Origin of the sequence: Nonomuraea sp. SBT364 (assembly GCF_001083785.1) — a bacterium.
Classification (GTDB): domain Bacteria; phylum Actinomycetota; class Actinomycetes; order Streptosporangiales; family Streptosporangiaceae; genus Nonomuraea.
Genome location: NZ_LAVL01000344.1, coordinates 1 through 1,595, shown reverse-complemented (window position 1 = coordinate 1,595; position 1,595 = coordinate 1). Strand labels below are relative to the sequence as shown.

General features: G+C 80.8%; 1 protein-coding gene and 1 pseudogene. Both read right to left on the bottom strand.

The window, feature by feature from the left end:
• Positions 1-922: pseudogene (locus ADY59_RS47250) on the bottom strand (ABC transporter ATP-binding protein); the annotation flags it as partial.
• On the bottom strand, positions 919-1,595 hold a 677-nt coding region (locus tag ADY59_RS47245; RefSeq protein ID WP_156326182.1), incomplete at its 5' end, for an ATP-binding cassette domain-containing protein. The gene ADY59_RS47245 and the pseudogene ADY59_RS47250, both read right to left, overlap by 4 nt.

The window sequence follows — 1,595 nt, the reverse complement described above, 5'->3', positions numbered from 1 at the left end:
GGGTGGCGGCGGCGGCCCCGGCCAGCGTCGCCGCCAGCCGGACGCCGCTGACGCCGAGCCCCTGGATGAGGCCGTTCAGGGCGGGGGCGAGGGACTGGGTGACGTACGCGAGCGTGCCGACGATGACGCCCGCGCCCGCGCCGCCGGCGAGCAGCCGGGGCGTCCCGGCGAGCACGAGCACGACGGGCAGCCAGCCGCCCACGGCGAGCGCGGCGGTGCGGACGGCGGTCATCCGGGCCAGGGACCGGGCCGCGCCGGCCTGCCGGGCGACGCGGCGGGCCAGCCGGGCGTCCGCGCGGTCCTCGTCGCCGCAGGCCACGATGTCGCGCAGGCCGCCGGCCAGGCCGGTCATGGCGTCGGCCAGTTCCTCGTCGGCGATCAGGAAGGCGCGCTGCCGCCGGGCCAGCGCGGGCAGCGACGCCAGGAAGAGCGCGAGCCCCGCCACGAACGCGGGCAGCACCAGCACGAGCGCGCCCGGCACCAGGGCCGACAGGCCGATGACCACGCCGCCGACGGTGAAGACGAACCCGCGCACGGTGGTGACGACGGCGGCGAAGGCGTCCCTGGCCAGCTCGACCTGCAGCCCGGCGCGGGCCACGGCGGCGCTGTCGCGGGGTTCGCGGGCGTGCACGGCGTCCCGGACGACGCGGGTGAGCAGGTCGTCGCGGAACGGTTCGGCGATCCCGGCGACGGCGAGCACCACCTGCCGGGCCGCCACCGCCGCCACCGCCCAGGCGGCGCCGAGCGCGGCCAGCCAGGCGAGCCCGGTCCCCGGGTGGCCGGCGGCGAAGCCGTCCTCGATGGCGCGGGCGACGGCGAGGCCGATCAGGAACGCGGGGGCGGCCTCCAGCAGGGACCACAAGGCGATCCTGGCGAGCAGGCGCGGTTCCCGGAGCAGGGCGCCGCGGAGCAGATCCTTCACGACGGCCGCCCTTCCCGCGGGGGCCGGGGGCCCTCGGGGGAGGCGTCCGCCCGGAAGACCTCCCGGTAGGCCGGGTCGCGCCAGAGGTCGCGGTGCCTGCCGGTGGCGCGGACGGCGCCGTTGTCGAGCCAGATCACCCGGTCGGCGCGGGCGGCGGTGGCGAGGCGGTGGGCGACGATGAGGCGGGTCCTGCCGCGCGGGTCCTCGGTGAGGGCGCGGGCGACCTGGCGTTCGGTGACGGTGTCGAGGCTGGAGGTGGCGTCGTCGAGCACCAGCAGCCGCTCGCCGCGGGCGAACGCGCGGGCGAGGCCGAGCCGCTGGCGCTCGCCGCCCGACATCGGGGCGTCGGCGAGCGGGGTGTCGTACCCGCCGGGCAGCCGCCGCACGAACGCGTCCGCGCAGGCCGCGCGCGCCGCCTCCCGCACGCCCTCGGGCACCCCACCGGCGATCGAGCCGGGGCTGGGGCGGGGCTCGGGCAGGGGGTGGCGGGGCGGGGACGGGGGGAGGGGGTCGGCGGTGGTGTCGCCGGGCAGGGCCGGGCGGTTGAAGGCGTAACCGGTGGGCCGGCGCAGCGTGCGGCGGGGGGGCGCGGGGGGGGGGGGGCCGCCGGGGGGGACCGGGGCGCCGGGCGGGTGGGCGGGGGGGGGGGGGCGGCGGGGGCGGGGGGGGGTTG